The 15,013-nt window shown below is 59.9% G+C and carries 20 protein-coding genes and 1 tRNA gene; 18 read left to right on the top strand and 3 right to left on the bottom strand.

Annotated features, from left to right (window positions below):
• Nucleotides 1-38: 38 nt before the first annotated feature.
• The 7 genes from BP758_RS11030 to BP758_RS11000 are packed head-to-tail and all read left to right on the top strand — an operon-like array spanning nt 39 to nt 2,792.
• On the top strand, nt 39-494 hold the full coding sequence (locus tag BP758_RS11030) for a hypothetical protein (protein WP_292370936.1): 456 nt from the start codon (nt 39-41) through the stop codon (nt 492-494).
• Nucleotide 495: 1 nt separating this feature from the next.
• Complete coding sequence (locus BP758_RS11025; RefSeq protein WP_292370935.1) at nt 496-909, top strand: hypothetical protein; 414 nt, start codon at nt 496-498, stop codon at nt 907-909.
• Nucleotide 910: 1 nt separating this feature from the next.
• Complete coding sequence (locus BP758_RS11020) at nt 911-1,228, top strand: hypothetical protein (protein ID WP_292370934.1); 318 nt, start codon at nt 911-913, stop codon at nt 1,226-1,228.
• Nucleotides 1,225-1,446 carry a hypothetical protein gene (locus BP758_RS11015; protein WP_292370933.1) on the top strand — a complete coding sequence of 74 codons (222 nt, stop codon included), beginning with the start codon at nt 1,225-1,227 and terminating at the stop codon, nt 1,444-1,446. The genes BP758_RS11020 and BP758_RS11015 overlap by 4 nt, the downstream gene beginning before the upstream one ends.
• A gap of 3 nt (nt 1,447-1,449) precedes the next feature.
• Nucleotides 1,450-1,803, top strand: coding sequence for a hypothetical protein (locus BP758_RS11010; RefSeq protein WP_292370932.1), 354 nt, complete (start codon nt 1,450-1,452; stop codon nt 1,801-1,803).
• A complete protein-coding gene (locus BP758_RS11005) occupies nt 1,757-2,056 on the top strand; it encodes a hypothetical protein (protein WP_292370931.1) in 300 nt (99 codons plus the stop codon). The genes BP758_RS11010 and BP758_RS11005 overlap by 47 nt, the downstream gene beginning before the upstream one ends.
• A gap of 55 nt (nt 2,057-2,111) precedes the next feature.
• Nucleotides 2,112-2,792: a VTT domain-containing protein gene (locus tag BP758_RS11000; RefSeq protein WP_292370930.1), complete on the top strand. Its 681-nt coding sequence runs from the start codon at nt 2,112-2,114 to the stop codon at nt 2,790-2,792.
• Nucleotides 2,793-2,818: 26 nt separating this feature from the next.
• Here BP758_RS11000 and BP758_RS10995 read toward each other — a convergent pair whose 3' ends face one another.
• Nucleotides 2,819-3,367, bottom strand: coding sequence for a hypothetical protein (locus tag BP758_RS10995; RefSeq protein WP_292370929.1), 549 nt, complete (start codon nt 3,365-3,367; stop codon nt 2,819-2,821).
• A gap of 124 nt (nt 3,368-3,491) precedes the next feature.
• Here BP758_RS10995 and BP758_RS10990 point away from each other — a divergent pair, with 124 nt between their 5' ends.
• From BP758_RS10990 to BP758_RS10965, 6 genes are all read left to right on the top strand, one after another.
• Nucleotides 3,492-4,937 carry a DHA2 family efflux MFS transporter permease subunit gene (locus BP758_RS10990; protein ID WP_292370928.1) on the top strand — a complete coding sequence of 482 codons (1,446 nt, stop codon included), beginning with the start codon at nt 3,492-3,494 and terminating at the stop codon, nt 4,935-4,937.
• A gap of 50 nt (nt 4,938-4,987) precedes the next feature.
• Nucleotides 4,988-5,380, top strand: coding sequence for a cupin domain-containing protein (locus BP758_RS10985; RefSeq protein ID WP_292370927.1), 393 nt, complete (start codon nt 4,988-4,990; stop codon nt 5,378-5,380).
• A 54-nt stretch (nt 5,381-5,434) separates the two neighbouring features.
• Nucleotides 5,435-7,459, top strand: a complete 2,025-nt coding sequence (locus BP758_RS10980; protein WP_292370926.1) for an Eco57I restriction-modification methylase domain-containing protein — start codon at nt 5,435-5,437, stop codon at nt 7,457-7,459.
• 90 nt (nt 7,460-7,549) lie between these two features.
• Complete coding sequence (locus BP758_RS10975; RefSeq protein ID WP_292370925.1) at nt 7,550-7,849, top strand: AbrB/MazE/SpoVT family DNA-binding domain-containing protein; 300 nt, start codon at nt 7,550-7,552, stop codon at nt 7,847-7,849.
• A complete protein-coding gene (locus BP758_RS10970) occupies nt 7,846-8,235 on the top strand; it encodes a PIN domain-containing protein (RefSeq protein WP_292370924.1) in 390 nt (129 codons plus the stop codon). Before BP758_RS10975 ends, BP758_RS10970 begins: the two co-directional genes overlap by 4 nt.
• Entirely contained in the window at nt 8,232-8,354 is a 123-nt protein-coding gene (locus BP758_RS10965) for a hypothetical protein (RefSeq protein ID WP_292370923.1), read from the top strand. The genes BP758_RS10970 and BP758_RS10965 overlap by 4 nt, the downstream gene beginning before the upstream one ends.
• Here the strand turns inward: BP758_RS10965 and BP758_RS10960 are convergent.
• A tRNA-Lys gene (locus BP758_RS10960) sits at nt 8,336-8,409 on the bottom strand. The genes BP758_RS10965 and BP758_RS10960 overlap by 19 nt on opposite strands.
• Before the next feature lie 115 nt (nt 8,410-8,524).
• On the opposite strand from BP758_RS10960, the gene BP758_RS10955 reads away from it, so the two are divergent.
• The 3 genes from BP758_RS10955 to BP758_RS10945 are packed head-to-tail and all read left to right on the top strand — an operon-like array spanning nt 8,525 to nt 12,299.
• The gene (locus tag BP758_RS10955; protein WP_292370922.1) at nt 8,525-9,994 is read left to right on the top strand and encodes a DHH family phosphoesterase; all 1,470 of its coding nucleotides are present in this window, start codon (nt 8,525-8,527) and stop codon (nt 9,992-9,994) included.
• Nucleotides 9,995-10,027: 33 nt separating this feature from the next.
• Entirely contained in the window at nt 10,028-10,660 is a 633-nt protein-coding gene (locus BP758_RS10950; RefSeq protein WP_292370921.1) for a 6-hydroxymethylpterin diphosphokinase MptE-like protein, read from the top strand.
• On the top strand, nt 10,644-12,299 hold the full coding sequence (locus BP758_RS10945) for a radical SAM protein (RefSeq protein ID WP_292370920.1): 1,656 nt from the start codon (nt 10,644-10,646) through the stop codon (nt 12,297-12,299). Before BP758_RS10950 ends, BP758_RS10945 begins: the two co-directional genes overlap by 17 nt.
• A 342-nt stretch (nt 12,300-12,641) precedes the next feature.
• Here the strand turns inward: BP758_RS10945 and BP758_RS10940 are convergent, their stop codons facing one another.
• Nucleotides 12,642-13,778: a site-2 protease family protein gene (locus BP758_RS10940; protein WP_292370919.1), complete on the bottom strand. Its 1,137-nt coding sequence runs from the start codon at nt 13,776-13,778 to the stop codon at nt 12,642-12,644.
• 53 nt (nt 13,779-13,831) lie between these two features.
• On the opposite strand from BP758_RS10940, the gene BP758_RS10935 reads away from it, so the two are divergent.
• Both BP758_RS10935 and BP758_RS10930 read left to right on the top strand, forming a co-directional pair.
• Entirely contained in the window at nt 13,832-14,104 is a 273-nt protein-coding gene (locus BP758_RS10935; RefSeq protein WP_292370918.1) for a PRC-barrel domain-containing protein, read from the top strand.
• Between the two features lie 95 nt (nt 14,105-14,199).
• Nucleotides 14,200-14,940, top strand: a complete 741-nt coding sequence (locus BP758_RS10930) for a tRNA(His) guanylyltransferase Thg1 family protein (RefSeq protein WP_292370917.1) — start codon at nt 14,200-14,202, stop codon at nt 14,938-14,940.
• Nucleotides 14,941-15,013: the final 73 nt, after the last annotated feature.

Below are 15,013 nucleotides of genomic sequence, written 5' to 3'. Positions count from 1 at the left end.
CAGAAAGATATTTACTCTTTTACGGTCGTTACTCGTCTATGCAGGATGTTATTCTCATTGCAAAAAAGCGGGCGTTCCCGAGCCTCGGGCGGGTGCGGATCAATGTCGCGCATCTTACCGGGTTGCAGATCAAGGACGGCGAACACGTAGACCTGGTGAATGCAGCCACCAAAAAGACCGTGACGGTAACGGTCATTGCCGACACCCAGGTTCCTGAGGGACAGGTGCGCGTCAGCGCCGAAGATCTTGCAGCGCTCGGCCTTGCTGATGGCGACAAGGTTTCCGTGAAAAGGACCGTGCCCTTAAATGAGAAGCTCTCGAAAGCCGCCACAGATGCAAAGACCACCGTTTCCGAACAGGCCAAAAAGGTCGGGACCGAGGTCAAGAAGCAGACCGGGCAGGCCTCGGCAAGTATCAGCAAGGCAGCAGAGGACACCACCAAAAAAGTGAAGAAGACGATCAAGGACGCGACCGGCAAAGGAGACGAGCTCTGAAATGGCCGCAGAGGAAGCCGCAGCAGCGACTGTCCCGGTCTTCTCCGGGATCTCCGACATGGTCTTTATCGGGATCTTCATCATCCTCGGCATGATCGTGATCTTTCTCATGATCCGCGAGGTCCGGCTCATGAAGACTGCCAACCGCAAGGTTGAGCTCGACCTGGAAAAGGACAAGCTCAAGCTGCTCCAGCAACACGAGGCGGCAAAGTTCTTCCCGTTCACCCGGTTCTCGCCCGAGCAGATCGCGGAGATCCGGAGCGTGGAGGACGAGATCCGAACCATCGAGACCAATAACTTTGCAAAGGAGAACCTCCTTGACAAGCGCCTCACCAAGCTCGAAGATATCGTGAAGGCAAAGAAGCTCGACGGGATGCTTGAGAATCTCTCGACACAGGAAAAGAAGGTGAAATGAGATGAGCGAGGTAATTTTAAAAAACGGTGAGATGAACAGCACGGACGGATCGTTCTGGGACCGGTTCGCGGAGATCCCCGGGGCGATCGAGTCCCGCGTGCCCACGTTCGACAAGTCGCTCGATGCCTACTTCGACCGCCGCTTCTCTGCGATCATCGAGGAATGGGATCTGGTGACCGAGTCCGATCTCGTGCGCCTCGACAAGCGCCTCGAACGCGTGACAAGCGCGATCTCCGGGATCTATGCGGAACGGGCTGCACTCGAGGCACGGACCGAAAAGCTCGACGAACTCGTATCAACCCTGGAGAAGTCATCATGATCGGCATGGACCGGTACATGGACGCCTACGTTGACCGGCGCATGGCGGCGATCATGGAGGAGTGGGACCTTGCCACAAAGCCCGATCTCGGGGACTATACCCGGCGGCTTGCAGCGATCGAAGAGGAGATCCCGCGGCAGAAGGCATTCGACAAGTCCGCAGCAGAGAAACTCTCGGAGCTCGAACGCCGTGCAGCGGTCCTTAAGGGGAGGCGCTAAATTATGGATCTCTTTACGTTCATTCTCCTCGTCCTGATCCTCTGTGCCCTCATCTTCCTCGTCTATTATTATTTCAAAGGCCAGAAGGGGAACGTCTCCCTTTCGAGCCCGGTGGAGAGCCGGGTGGACGAGTACCTTGACCGGCGTTTCGAGAGTATGGTGCAGGAATGGGAACTCGTCTCCCACTCCCGGCTCGGCAAATATACCGAGGATAAAGAGCCGGCGCTCGGGCAGGAAGAGGCCCGGCTTGCGGATTTGAAAAATTCGCAGGCCGGCATGCAGACCGCGCTGTCGTCCCTGGAGGCACGCCTTGACACTCTGGAAAAAGAACTGGCCGGCAAAAGCGCCAAAAAGTAAGGAGCCTTCGATCCTCGGGGAGTTAAAAGCCGAGATCCCGGTGATGAAGAAGCAGGGCGAGCCGCCGGTAAAAGATCCCGGCAGCTTCGCGCAGTATATGTGCGACCTCTGCAACACGCCCCACCCGATCTCGGGGCTCCGCCAGTGCGTGCTCTGCGGGCGCTGGGCCTGCGATTCGTGCTGGAAGGACGAGTATTATACCTGCAAATCCTGCGCAGGGCTCATTAAAATACACTCACTCAAAAAAGAGTGAACCTTTTTTTCGTGCCCCAAGCCATTTATCGCGCCCGTTCCAATAGATCCGGTACATGGACCTCCCGTTCAATATCATCGACGTTATTTTACATTTCGACAAGTACCTCCCCATCATCCTCCAGCAGTACGGGCTCTGGACGTACGTCATCCTCTTCCTCATCATATTTTTGGAGACCGGGCTTGTCATCACGCCGTACCTGCCGGGCGACTCGCTCCTCTTTATCGCGGGAGCCCTGGCAGCGGCCGGCCTGCTCAACATCTGGATTCTGCTCGTGACGCTGATGCTCGCGGCCATTCTCGGCGACACCTGCAACTACTGGATCGGCTACACCTTCGAGATGAAACTGCTCAAGTGGAAGTACTGCCCGGTCAAGCAGGAGCACATCGACGAGACCCACCGCTACTTCGAGAAGTACGGCGGGTTTACGATTGTTATCGCCCGGTTCATGCCGTTTATCCGGACCTTCGCGCCGTTCCTGGCCGGTGTCGGACGGATGCGGTACTCATGGTTTTTAGGCTACAATGCACTCGGCGGCGTGCTCTGGACGGGGCTTTTCCTCTCGGTCGGGTACTTCGTGGGGAATCTTCCGATCGTAAAAGACAATTTCGCCCTGATCGTGTACGCGATCATCGCGGTCTCGATGCTTGCCCTTGTCTCGATCTTTGCGACCATCATTGCCGCAATGTGGAAGGGGCGGGAAAAGACGGAAGAAAAGGAAAAGAAGGAAGGATAATTTCCGCGTAATTTTTTTTTCTTTTTTTATCCGGCCCGGACTTCGATGGGCATCCCTGCTATCTTCTGGTAGATCTGTGCGGTCACCTTCTGTGTCCAGCGGTCGAAGACAAGGGACTGGAACGGCTGCCAGATCGTGACCCAGCAGAAGATCACAAGCACGTTTGCAAGAATTTCAATGAGCGGGTCGCCCTTGAACTGCGAACAGATCCCGATCCCGATAAACGAGGGAACGCAGACCGCGACCGTGAGCCGGCATTCCCGCAGGCCGGTCCTGACCGTGAGCCGGGTCTGGTCCCTGACCTCGCCGGCCCGGCGCAGGAAATGTTCGCGGATGGCAGAGACTACTGCCGCGTCCTCTCCCGGTGCAAGGTCCGGCACCACGATCTCCAGCCGGTCGAAGATATCGGCATGCCGCCCTTTTGGAACGGCAAGGGCCGCGTGGAGGATCCGGCTCTCGGCCGTGTCCGCGAGGTCGCGGTGCGCCTCGGGCGACGTATCGTCGCTGTCGTAGATCCGGGCAACGGATTTGAACGAGACCGTGCCGGTCGTTTTTGGATCGCATGGATCAGTCATACATCAGTCCCCGGATAGACATCCTGCCCGCACAGATAAAAAAATTCCTGGATGCCCTGCCGGGGGTCCCTGAAACGTTTATCAGCAGGAAAACGAATTACCCTCTAAACTGAAGTGATCCCGAATGACCGCACCGCAGGCGCCGGCCAGGATGTCGGCAAAGGACCTTTTGATCGTCATCGTGGTTGCGCTGGGCTCGTTTATGGCCGGCCTCGATGCAACGATCGTCAACATCGCCCTTCCCGACATTGCAAAGTTTTTCGAAGTATCCACGGTCGCAGTATCGTGGGTGCTCAACGCGTACCTCATCATCCTTGTGAGCCTGCTCCTTGCCGCCTCGCGTCTCGGGGACATGCGGGGCTACCGCGGCGTGTTTTTGGGCGGCTTTGCCCTCTTTACCGCGGGCTCGCTCCTCTGCGGGCTCTCGCCGACCTTAATGGTCCTGATAGTCTCGCGGATGATCCAGGCCATCGGCGGTGCCGCTATCGCAGCGCTCGGTGCGGTCATGGTCACCTCGTACCTCTCCGCCTCCCTGCGGGGCCAGGCGCTCGGGATCGTGGCGATGTTTACGATGCTTGGCGCTGCCCTTGGCCCGGTGGTGGGCGGGTTTCTCACGAGCACGTTCTCGTGGCAGTACATCTTCTTTGTCAATCTCCCGGTCGGGATCGCTGCCATCCTGCTCGGCCTCAAAGTGATCCCGCGCCACGATGCGGTCGCGCCGTCGGCCCGGATGGATACCGGCGGGATCGTTGCCGTCTTTATTGCGCTGGGGGCACTCATCTACGGCCTGACCACGCTGCAGGGCACCGATCCGCTCAAGGGCGTCGCGGCCCTTGTCGTCTCGGCACTATCCTGGTGCCTCTTTGTGGTCATGGAGCGCCGGTCAAAGGAACCGCTCGTGAACCTCTCGCTCTTTGCCGGGCGGGGCTACGCAGTCCAGAACACCTGCATTTTGCTGATCCAGATGGCGATGGCCGGCGTGATGGTGATTATGCCGTTCTACCTGGAGATCGTAAAAAGGATCCCGACCGACACCGCCGGCACGATCCTCCTTGCCCTTCCCGTGGGCATGATCATCACCGCCCCGATCTCGGGAAAGATCTCGGACGTGATCGGGACAAAACGGCCGATCCTCCTCGGCTTTGCCCTCTGCACGGCAGCGCTCTTCTTCCTTTCCACCCTCTCGGACCGGACCAGCGTGGGCCATGTCTGCATCTACCTGTTCCTTCTCGGCGCCGGGACGGGTATCGCGTTCTCGCCGTTAAACAGCGCCGTGATGGGCGAGTGCCCGGCAAAGGACCGGGGATCCACGAGCGGGCTTGTCAAGGTCATGACCAACCTCGGTTCGTCGCTCGGGGTCGCGTGCGTCATGCTCGTTGCCACGATAGCCGCGGGCCCGAAGCTTGCCGAGTACTCGGCCCATGCCCTTGCACCCGCCGAACTTGCCAGCGCATTCGACGCTGCGTTCTTCTTCTGCATGGTCCTTGAAGCGATCGGCATCGTGCTGATGTTTGCCGTCCATGCACGGGCTCCGCCGTTGGATGATGACGGGGCGCTTCTTGCCATCTGATCTTTTTTTCATGCCCGCCTTTATTGCGGATCGGATAACAATGAACGGGTATGGATCCTTCCGACCTTTCCGCACGCTTTGAATCGGGTACCGTGATCTTTCCCGGCTGTACGACCGATGCCGCCGACCGGCCCTGGCGTGCCCCGCCGGGATCGGAGGGGGTCTTCCTAAAAGACCTGGCAACGGGCCGGGAGACCGGCGGGAAGTTCAGCTACCATCTTGTCCGGATCGCAAAAGGGTGTGCAGTGGCAAACCACACCCACGATGGCCCGTGGGAGTGGAACACGATCCTCCGCGGCAGCGGCACGATCGTTCTTGGGGACAAGGAGATTCCCGTTACGGCCGGCCAGTCCTGTGCAACCCCGCCAGATGTCCCCCACGCGGTCAGGGCCGGCAACGAGGATCTCCTGCTGGTCGCATTCTTTGTGCCGGCTCTCCTGTGAGGGGCGTATCCCTCCAGCAACATTATTGCCCGGCTCGCGCCGAGTACTACCATCATGAAGGATCCCGGGGACGGTGCGGACGGCAGTATGGATGTGCCGGCGCCGGCCGGCCCGGAAGAGGCACTGCTGGTATCCCTCTCTGCATGGCGCGAGCAGCTGGCCCGGAGCATTGCCCGGGAAAATATCGGGATGCGGAGCAGCAGGATCGGGATCCTGGTCGATTGCCAGGTATTCTCCCTGCTCGTGCTCGCTATTGCAGAAGAGCGGGGGATCCTTACCCCGGGCACCCTCCGGGGAATTGCAGCGGGAGAGACCCGGTGGGAGGAGGTTCTTTTTGGGTTTGGCGACGCCTGGGCCGGCACCGGGGAAGAACCAAAGACCGGGGAGCCGGATCCGGTCATCGATCAGGAACCGATCCGCGGGATCGCCGGCAGTATTTTGTCTCCGGACCGGCCGAACTGCCTCGCATCGGTCCCGCTTGCCGGGATTGCAGCAGTCCTCGACCGGTACCTGGCCCGGACGGTCCGGCGCTCCGCCCCGCACCATGCCATTGTTGTCGACCGGCCGGATGCCGGGGCCGGGCAGCCGGGATACCCCCCGGCCCTTGCCGCGTACGCAGCAAAACGTACGCTCGCCGCTGCCTGTGATGGCCGTCCGCTGTCCGATCCCCTCCCGCTCCGGGTGATCGACCCGGCCTGCGGGGCCGGCCGGATGCTGCTCTATGTTTTTAGTGTCCTGCGGTCCCGGGGTGGCGAGCCGGAGGATCTCCTGCGGTACACTATCCACGGTGCCGACCCGGACCCCCATGCGGTCGCGGCGGCCCGGGTCCTGCTTGCCCTTGCCGCCTGCGAGGGCAGGGACACGCCTCTTTTGCTCTCCGCCTTTTTTGCCGCATTCCGCGGGTACCTTGCTATCCTGTCGGGCACGATCCGGTGCGGGAACGGGCTTGTGGGCCCGGCCATTGCAGAGGACGAGTCGTGGGCGTTCTGTTCCCCGCGGGAACGTCACGCGATACACCCTTTCGCGTGGAATGAGCAGTTCCCCGAGGTCCTCCAGCCCGGCGGTTTTGACGCCGCGATCTCCGGCCCCCCGGACCGCCCGGTGCCGGGCCGCGAGTGGCTCCGGCGCTACTTCCAGCGCCACTATGCGGTGTACGATCCTGAAGCCGGGCTCTCCGCGTACGTGACGGAAAAAAGCCTCGCCCTCCTGCGGCCCCGGGGAGTGGCCGGGATCATTACCGGCAGCCGCTGGCTCCACGGCCGGTCCGGTACGGCGCTGCGCACGTTCGTGTTGTCCCGGCAGGTAACTGAGATCGTAACGGCCGGCGACGATGCGGGGTTACTCCTGCTCGAAAACGCCCGGGTCGCCCGGCCGTTTACCGTAAAAAACCCCGGGCCGGATCCGGTCTCTGCGGATGCGATCGAAAAAACCCCGGGCTTCCCGGTCGATCCCCGGGATCTCTCCGACGGGGGCTGGACGCTCCGCGATACCCGCCGGGAACGGCTGATGGAGAAGATCCGTGAAGGAACGACCCCGCTCGGGGAGTACGTGCTCGGCGGGATCCGGTACGATCCGGGCACCGGCCCGGTGCCGCCGGGGGAGCGGGGCCGGGACCGGATCCGGTTCGACCCGGCTGCGTTTCCGCCGCGGTTTGTCCTGTCCGGAAAACGTGCCGCGTTCGGGCCGGGGACCGGGGTCATCCCCTCAGGGAGCCGGTACCTGCTCGGGATTCTCACCAGCCGGCTTGCCGGGTTTGTCTTTGCGAGCCTTGCCCGGGCAGGAACCCCGCACGAGCCGGTCGGAGAGATCATTGCCCGGTTCCCGGTGGCAGTCCCGGATTTTGACGACCCGGCCGATACCGCCCGGCACGGCCGGCTGGAAGCGCTTGTGGCAGAACACCAGGCCCTCATCAGCCAGCACTCGCGTGCCCGGCCGGAGCGGGAACGCGAAGCGATCGGCCGGGAGATACGCTCGGCAGGAAAGCAGATCGATTCGCTTGTCTATGCCATCTACGGGTTTTCCGTAGAGGAGATTGCGGTAGTCGAGGATCTTTTTAGCGAACTTCCGGCGGGCCAGTGAAATTCCATAAGATTTTCTCTACCATTTTTTTTCTTTTTGCCAAAAAGTATATTTTGCCATATACTGTACTATCCGGTGGAGTATGACCCCATGAAACGCACGTCCCGGCCGCATGGCAGACACCCGCTAAGCGCCGGTGTCAGCGAGCCGGCAGCGGAATATGCAGCCGGTCCCGTGGTAACCATCGATGCAACCGGGCGCATGGTTCTTCCCAAAAAAATCCGGGAGCACTACGGCGCCGACAGGTTTGTGGTCCGGGAAACGGAAGGGCACATCGAACTGGTCCCGGTCAAGCCCCTCAGATCGCTCTTGGGGATACTACCCGATCTGGACCTCAAAGCCATCTACCGCGATCACGACCGCGAGGTTGCAGAGGAGGATGAGGAGTGACCGGCATCCTCATCGATTCGTATGCATGGATTGAGATCTTTAAGGACACCCCGTGGGGAAGACGGGCACTCGCCAGAATCGAAAATAGTTCCTCCTGTTATGTCTCGGCGCTCACGTTGTACGAACTCCAATACCGCTTAAGCGATCTGTACGGGAACAAAAAAACCGGCTCCCTGCTAGCAACAATCATCGCTCATAATGATATCATCCCCATCGACATGCAGATCGCGATCGCTGCCGGATCTGTCAAAGCCGAACAGAAACGGGCCGGCTCTTCCATGGGTGCCGTGGACTGCCTGATCCTGGCAACAGCGCGGGAATACCGTCTCAAAATCCTTACCGGCGACCGGCACTTTGCCGGTTTTGAAGAAACCGTTAATGTATGACACAGTCACGATGGGAAAGCAACATTACGGGCAAAAAAGTCGAAGCTGTTCATGGCCTGATGAAAGGAGCTGCTATGTGGGAAAAACCGGGAAAAGAAAACGGGCCTGAAGGGATTTGAACCCTTGACCTGCGGATTAAGAGTCCGCCGCTATGCCGAACTAAGCTACAGACCCAGTTTGACCTAATAAGATGGTCAATGCCTAGGAATAAAGGTTTTGGAAGATCGCGCCCCCCTTGCCGGTGCGGAGAATTCCTTTATACCGTAAGGAGGGTACATCTTCTCTTAACATGCCTGACACCGCCGGAATCGAGTCGGCACTTCCGATAAAATACTGTATCTTCGGGTGCGGGACGAACGGGTACAACATTATTCTCGAACTCGCAAAAGAGAACGAGCGGACCCTTGTCGTCGACCGGGACGAATCGCGCGTCCGCCACCTCCGCGACCAGAAATACGATGCGTACATCCGGGACATCACCGCGTCCGACATGCTCGTCGGTCTGCCCGCATTCGAGATCGCGTTTGTCATGGCCGGCGATGCGGACGCGAACCTCGCTGCGGTGCTCACGATAAAAAAACGCTACCCGGAGGTGCAGGTGATCGCCCGGGCAGTCGACCCGGTGACCGGCCAGAAACTCACGGCAGCCGGTGCGGACCTTGTGATCTACCCGCAGGAGGTCGTTGCCCGGACCGCGGTCTTCCAGGTCAAAAAGCAGCACGCGAGCCGTGTCTCGCAGAGACTCTTCTCGCTCCTTGCCGGCTGGGACGGGATCCTCGGAATCATCACGCACAAGAACCCGGACCCGGACGCCATCGCAAGCGCCATGGCCCTTGCCGAGATTGCGCAGCACGCGAACTCAAAAACGCTCACCACCCGGATCTTCTATGAAGGCAACATCGGCCACCAAGAGAACCGGACATTTGTCAATCTCCTCGATATCAAGATGGAGCACCTGACGATAGATGCGCTCCAGAAATGCACGTACCTTGCCATGGTGGACTGCCCGGGCCCGGGCGCGAACAACGACGTCCCTTCCCAGACAAAGATCCATATCATCGTCGACCACCATAAGGACGGCAACCATCTCCCGGCCCAGGGCACGTTTACCGATATCCGGCCGGGGATCGGGGCTACGGCAAGCATCATGACCCAGTATCTTCAGGAGCTCGGCATCCCGGTCGACAAACGGGTCGCGACCGCACTCCTCTACGGTATCAGGACCGACACAAAGGAGTTCAAGCGGAACCTGACCCCGCAGGATCTCGGGAACGCGGCGTTTTTGCTCCCGCTCACGGATGCGGACCTGCTCGACAAGATCATGTCCCCGTCCATGTCGCAGGAGACGCTGGACGTGATAGGTAAAGCGATCCAGAACCGGAAGATCCAGAGCGGGTACCTCTTCTCGAATGTCGGGTACGTGATGAACCGCGACGCCCTCCCGCAGGCAGCCGATCTCTTAATCACGCTCGAAGGCGTGAACACGGCGCTCGTGTACGGGATCACGGATACCTCGATCGTGATCTCGGCCCGGAACCGGGACATCCGGCTGCATATCGGAAACGCCCTTGCCGAAGCGTTCGGGGAGATGGGCGATGCGGGCGGCCACCCGAACATGGCTGCGGCTAACCTCCCGCTCCACTACTTCGGACATGTGGGCGACAAGGCGGCGCTTCTCGATATCACGATCGAGCCAATCCTCCAGAAGTTCAAGAACCTCGTGGGCCTCGAAAACGAGGACAAAAAGAATGCCGAGTAAGGCCGTGCAGATCGTACCGGGCCGGGGGGAATAATGGAATTTGCCGCATGGGAGCCGCACTATGTCGAGATCCTCGCGTACTTCGGGTTCTCCCGCGAAGACGACGAGAAGGCGGCAGAGCTGCTTGCCACGCTTGTTCCCCGCGACGACTGCGCAGCGCTTGCCTCCCTCATTAAGGGCCGCGATGTCGTGGTCTGCGGGAATGCGCCGTGTCTCGCACAAGAACTGGGCCGGATACAAAAAGGGTGCGTTGTCCTTGCGGCCGATGCAGCAGCGGATGTTTTGTACACGCACGGGATCCGGCCCGATGCGGTCTTTACCGATCTCGACGGGGCAACGGACCTTCTTTTGGAGATGAATGCGAAAGGGACGATCGTGGTCGCCCATGCGCACGGCGACAATATCCCGCTCCTGAATCACTGGGCCCGGCGCTTCACCGGCCCGGTGGTCGCGACCACACAGAGCAGGCCGCTTGAACACGTCTATAACTTTGGCGGTTTCTCGGACGGGGACCGGGCAGTCTTTGCCGCGGACGCTCTCGGGGCACGATCGATCGCGTTTGCCGGGTTCGATCTCGATGATAAGGATGTCGACCCGGTAAAACGGGGAAAGTTAGCGTGGGCGAAAAAACTCCTTGCCCTGATCGGCCATGACTGCAAACCCTGAACGCACCGCGGTGATCCTCGACGGCTACGTGGACGAGCCCGCGTGCCTGGGCGTCCCGCCGTACATTTCGCCGTACATCCGGACCGTGGCGGGCGTGCTTGCTGAACGCGGGTATTCTCCCAACTATTTTACCATCGACCAGCTGAGAACCGACCCGCAGATCTTTTCCGCGATGAACCGGGCGGGTGTGCTCGTGATGATCGCCGGCGTCACGGTGCCCGGAAAATATCTTGGCGGGACGCCGGCAACCCTTACCGAGATCCAGCAGGCGGGGCACATGGTGCGGGGCCCAAAGAAGCTGCTCGGCGGTCCGATCGGCTTCGGCTATGCCGGGGAAGGCGGGACAAGAGCGGTGAAACAGGCAATCCCCGGTTTTGACGCCCTGCTCGATGGTGACCCGGCGGTTGCGCTCGACCGGTACCTTGCCGGTGGGGAGCCCAAAGGGGATTTCGATTATGCCAGAACCGACCCGTGGAGCATTGCGGGAGCAGAGATCATCAGGCAACACCCGGACTTCCCGTTCGTGATGTGCGAGCTCGAAACCGCCCGGGGCTGTTCCCACGGGCTTTCCGGCGGCTGCTCGTTCTGCACCGAGCCGTTCTACGGGGCGCCGCGCTACCGCTCCGTTGCCGGGGTGAAAAGCGAGGTCGCAGCCCTTGCGCATAACGGCGCCGTGCACTTTCGGGTCGGCCGGCAGCCGGATATCCTTGCGTACGGGGCGGGGCCCGGGGAATTCCCGGCCCCCCGGCCGGACCTCATCGAAGAACTCTTTGCATCGATCCGTGTCGCGGCCCCGGCCTTAAAGACGCTTCACATCGACAACACGAATCCCGGAACAATCGCCCGGCACGAGGAAAAGAGCCGGGAGGCGCTCGCGGCGATCATCCGGCACCACACGCCCGGCGATGTGGCTGCGTTCGGGATGGAGACCGCGGACCCGGCCGTGGTTGCGGCAAACAACCTCAAGGCCGGGCCGGACGAGGTCTTCCGGGCCATTGAGATCGTGAACGAAGCCGGGGGCATAAGGAACGGCGGGATCCCCGAACTGCTGCCCGGCCTCAACTTTGTCTGCGGGCTTGCGGGCGAGACCCCGGCAACGTATGACAAAAACGAGGCGTTTCTCTCCCGGGTTCTCGCGGCCGGCCTCCTGGTCCGGCGGGTCAACATCCGGCAGGTGATGCCCTTTGAGGGAACGCGTGCTTACACTGAAAATACGCTCGGGAAGCACGACCGCCGGTTCAAGGCATTCAAGGAGTTTGTCCGGCAGAAGATCGATCTTGTCATGCTCAGGCGGGTCTTCCCGGCTGGCACCGTGCTCCGCGATGTGCGGATCGAAGTTTCGGGGGAGATCTCTTTCGGGCGCCAGCCCGGTTCATACCCGATCCTTGCCGGGATCCCGGTAAATATCCCGAAAGGGACCGTGATCGATGCGGTCGTGGTGGACTGGGGCATGCGCTCCCTTACCGCCCTCCCCCTTCCGCTCAATGTGAATACGATGCCGGCCTCTGTCCTCAAATGGATGCCGGGCGTGGGAAAGAAGCGGGTAGCGGCCGTTATCGCAAAGCGGCCGTTTAAGGATGTGGCGGCGTTTGTGAAGGTGGCGGGGAGCTCGGAGCTGGACCAATTTTTGGTGGTGTGAGGGGATTTTCTGTTGCGGACGTAATGGTAAAACCGGGCCGTATGAAAATTGAATGATGGCTCCCCGCCTCAGGGCCCCTCGCGGGGCACGACGGGGCAAGGGACGGTACGGGCGTACTTGCAGGAATTTTCTATTGGATTTTTTATAAGAGTAATAAAGCCGGTAATAATTGTCACGGTTTTCCCGAACAGGAAGATCGACAAATCTGAATGCAGGTAATACAGCATCATTGCAATTGGGGGCGCCACAGCGGCGGGGGCGGAGCCCCCGAGAGCGTCAGGGATACCTGAAAAATCCAAAATAAAAATTAAAACAAATGGAAAAATTCCCTGCCCGGGCCGTTCAGACCTTCTTTAATTCCGTCACTTTTATGATGTCCGTCCTTGTCACGATCCCGACAATATGATTGTCCTGCACGATCGGGATCCGGCCGATGTTTCTTGTGGTCATGAGGTGGAGCGCCTCCATCACCGGGGCCTCGGGCGGGAGGGTGACAATGTTCTCCCGGGTCATGACATCTTTTACCTGCATGGCATCGCGGTCGATGGGCGAGGTCCGGTTTACGTCCGCAAGGGTCACCATCCCGATCAGCATGTCGCGGTCGGTGACCGGGAAACCGAGGTGCTTGCTCGCGTACATCATCTCCACGACTTTTGCAAGCGGCAGGTTTGCAGGGACCGTGGTAACCGGGGTCGTCATCATGCTCCCCACGGTCACGTCCTCTAAGAGGAAATGGTATTTTACCGCAGTCGATTCCATGCTCGCCCCGATATAGACAAAGAGCGCGATGAGCACCAAAAAGGGCGAGAGGAAGACAAGGCCCACAATCCCGAAGATCACTGCAAAGATCTTGCCGACCGTTGCCGCGATTCCCGTTGCCCGGTCAAGCGGCATCCGGGTGGCAAGCACCGCCCGGAGCACCCGGCCGCCGTCCATGGGAAACGCCGGGATCAGGTTGAAGAGGCAGAGGATGATGTTTAAGAGCCCGAGGTACCCGAAGACAAAGACGAGAAGGCCCTGGTAACCGGGGTCGGACGTCATATCCGGGACAACATAGACAAGCCCGCTGCACAACAGCCCGAACGCGAGGCTCATGAGCGGCCCGGCAAGTGCCATGGGGAGTTCTGTCTTTGGCTCCGGCGTCCCTTCTTCCATCTGGGCGACACCGCCGAACATTAAAAGCGTGATGCTCTGCATCCTGATGCCCTTTGCCCGGGCCACGAGGGAATGGGCGAGCTCGTGGACAAAGACGCCCAAAAAGAGCCCGAGGGCAACGACCGTCCCGAGGATCCACGGCATGAACCCGGAGGTGATCAGGGACGTGTCGATCTGTACCGCAAAAATTTCCTTAAGCATATCGGTGGTCGGCCCGATCTCGCTCCCGATAATAAACGCGAAAAGCGGGATGACCAGGAGAAAAGTGTAATGAAGAAGGATCGGGATGTCGAAAAGCCGCCCGATCCGAAGAGATCCGTCCATAAAGTATGGATTATCTTTTTAACCCATATGGTATATACTTTCATCTGATAACGATGGAAACCCAGATTACGGATTTATTCGGGCTCGCAATCTACACGGACAAGGGCATGTATATCGGGGAAGTCGACGATGTTGTCATTGACGTGGACTCCAAAAAGATCGAGGCGCTTGTCGTGGGCAAGGTCAACGATCAGCTCTTCGAGCTCAAGAACTACAAGGGCCTCAAGATCCCGTACCGGATCATCAGCGCCATCGACGATATTGTCCTCATCCGCCACTTACCCGGCGCATTCTCGGGATCCGGCACGATCGAGGAACAGCAGTAAAGCCACGGTTTTTCTGGGGCAATACGGGGCGGCCTATTGCCGGCAGCCCCCGGGTATTTTTCTTATTTTAAAAAATTCAGGGGAGGATATCGTTCATGGAGGATCGCGAGATATTTGCAAACCTTGTCACGGTCCCCCCGGTCTTTGTCCGGCTCGACGGCCGGGCATTCCACGGCCTGACAAAAAAACTCGGATTTGCCCGGCCCTTTGACGACCGGTTCAGCGGGGCGATGGAGCAGGTCTCGCGGCTGCTCGTGGGAGAGAGTGGCCTTGCCCCGGTCTTTGCCTATACGTTCTCGGATGAGATCAGCCTGTACTTCCGCGAGCTCCCGTTCTCGGGCCGCGTGGAGAAGATCGATTCGGTTGCCGCCTCGTTCGCGGCGAGCGCCCTCACGCTCTCCCTTGGTGTGGACGAGCCGCTCGCATTCGATGCCCGGATCGTGATCGCGACCCCCGAGGTTGCGGTTGAGTACATGGCGGGGCGGCAGGACGAGGCATGGCGCAACCACCTCAACGCATACTGCCAGCAGGCGCTCGTCTCGGAGGGAATGAGCATGGCAGAGGCGGCAGAAAAACTCCGCGGTCTTCCGGCACAGGAACTTCACGAGATGATGCATGAGCGGGGCGTTAACCTTGCAAAGACGCCGGCCTGGCAGCGTCGGGGGATCCTGGTCTGCAAAAAACCGGTAACAAAGGAGGGCTACAACCCGCTGACACAAGAGCAGGTGATCGTGCAGCGGAGCACGGTTGCCGCCGACCGCGACCTCCCGCTCTTTACTACTCCCGAAGGCCAGGCCTTCCTCAAAGACCTGATCGCCGGCAGCCCGGGATCTTAAAAACCGGGTTGTTCCTGTTTTTGTTTTTTTTTTAAGAAAACCGTATTATGGATGCGGGCGTACCTACCCGTGT

The organism is Methanoregula sp. UBA64 (assembly GCF_002502735.1).
In the GTDB taxonomy this organism is placed as follows: domain Archaea; phylum Halobacteriota; class Methanomicrobia; order Methanomicrobiales; family Methanospirillaceae; genus Methanoregula.
Note: the sequence above shows the minus strand (reverse complement) of the source record. Positions and strands in the feature narration are given on the sequence as shown.

What these genes read in the sequence shown, in the direction of transcription:
- BP758_RS11030 (WP_292370936.1), top strand. Translation starts at nt 39, where the DNA reads ATGCAGGATGTTATTCTCATTGCAAAAAAGCGGGCGTTCCCGAGCCTC.
- BP758_RS11025 (WP_292370935.1), top strand. Translation starts at nt 496, where the DNA reads ATGGCCGCAGAGGAAGCCGCAGCAGCGACTGTCCCGGTCTTCTCCGGG.
- BP758_RS11020 (WP_292370934.1), top strand. Translation starts at nt 911, where the DNA reads ATGAGCGAGGTAATTTTAAAAAACGGTGAGATGAACAGCACGGACGGA.
- BP758_RS11015 (WP_292370933.1), top strand. Translation starts at nt 1,225, where the DNA reads ATGATCGGCATGGACCGGTACATGGACGCCTACGTTGACCGGCGCATG.
- BP758_RS11010 (WP_292370932.1), top strand. Translation starts at nt 1,450, where the DNA reads ATGGATCTCTTTACGTTCATTCTCCTCGTCCTGATCCTCTGTGCCCTC.
- BP758_RS11000 (WP_292370930.1), top strand. Translation starts at nt 2,112, where the DNA reads ATGGACCTCCCGTTCAATATCATCGACGTTATTTTACATTTCGACAAG.
- BP758_RS10995 (WP_292370929.1), bottom strand. Translation starts at nt 3,367, where the DNA reads ATGACTGATCCATGCGATCCAAAAACGACCGGCACGGTCTCGTTCAAA.
- BP758_RS10990 (WP_292370928.1), top strand. Translation starts at nt 3,492, where the DNA reads ATGACCGCACCGCAGGCGCCGGCCAGGATGTCGGCAAAGGACCTTTTG.
- BP758_RS10985 (WP_292370927.1), top strand. Translation starts at nt 4,988, where the DNA reads ATGGATCCTTCCGACCTTTCCGCACGCTTTGAATCGGGTACCGTGATC.
- BP758_RS10980 (WP_292370926.1), top strand. Translation starts at nt 5,435, where the DNA reads ATGAAGGATCCCGGGGACGGTGCGGACGGCAGTATGGATGTGCCGGCG.
- BP758_RS10975 (WP_292370925.1), top strand. Translation starts at nt 7,550, where the DNA reads ATGAAACGCACGTCCCGGCCGCATGGCAGACACCCGCTAAGCGCCGGT.
- BP758_RS10965 (WP_292370923.1), top strand. Translation starts at nt 8,232, where the DNA reads ATGACACAGTCACGATGGGAAAGCAACATTACGGGCAAAAAAGTCGAA.
- BP758_RS10955 (WP_292370922.1), top strand. Translation starts at nt 8,525, where the DNA reads ATGCCTGACACCGCCGGAATCGAGTCGGCACTTCCGATAAAATACTGT.
- BP758_RS10950 (WP_292370921.1), top strand. Translation starts at nt 10,028, where the DNA reads ATGGAATTTGCCGCATGGGAGCCGCACTATGTCGAGATCCTCGCGTAC.
- BP758_RS10945 (WP_292370920.1), top strand. Translation starts at nt 10,644, where the DNA reads ATGACTGCAAACCCTGAACGCACCGCGGTGATCCTCGACGGCTACGTG.
- BP758_RS10940 (WP_292370919.1), bottom strand. Translation starts at nt 13,778, where the DNA reads ATGGACGGATCTCTTCGGATCGGGCGGCTTTTCGACATCCCGATCCTT.
- BP758_RS10935 (WP_292370918.1), top strand. Translation starts at nt 13,832, where the DNA reads ATGGAAACCCAGATTACGGATTTATTCGGGCTCGCAATCTACACGGAC.
- BP758_RS10930 (WP_292370917.1), top strand. Translation starts at nt 14,200, where the DNA reads ATGGAGGATCGCGAGATATTTGCAAACCTTGTCACGGTCCCCCCGGTC.